The organism is Elioraea sp. Yellowstone (genome assembly GCF_006704265.1).
Lineage (GTDB): Bacteria > Pseudomonadota > Alphaproteobacteria > Acetobacterales > Acetobacteraceae > Elioraea.
The window spans coordinates 1-345 of record NZ_VIKA01000353.1; the positions used below are offsets into that span (position 1 = coordinate 1).

The 345-nt window shown below is 75.9% G+C and carries 1 protein-coding gene; it reads right to left on the reverse strand.

Annotation, left to right across the window (positions count from 1 at the left end; translation table 11 throughout):
- Window positions 1–2 precede the first annotated feature (2 nt).
- On the reverse strand, window positions 3–345 hold a 343-nt coding region (locus tag FK498_RS19090), incomplete at its 5' end, for a VWA domain-containing protein (protein ID WP_237561035.1).

Consider the following 345-nt stretch of genomic DNA (forward strand, 5'->3'; position numbering starts at 1 on the left):
CGCTATAGGAGTCCGTCTGGTGGGCGCTGAGATGTGTATACGAGCCAGAGGCAGCGCCGCGCGCGCGCGAGCGCGCCGGTCGGCGGCAGCACGAGTTCGGCCGAGGTGCCGCGGAAGGCGATCAGCGCCACCGTGTCGCGGCGCACGTAGCAGTCGGCCAGCACCAGCTCGACCGCGCCCTTGGCCTCGGCGAGGCGCGCCGCCGCCGCGGAGCCCGAGGCATCGACCGCGAAGATGGTCGTCGTCTGCGCCGGCGCCCGGCGCCGCACGACGCGGATGTCGTCGCGACGCAGGACGACGCGGCGCGCGCTGCCGGTCTCGAGCCGGCGCAGCCCCTGCCAGGGG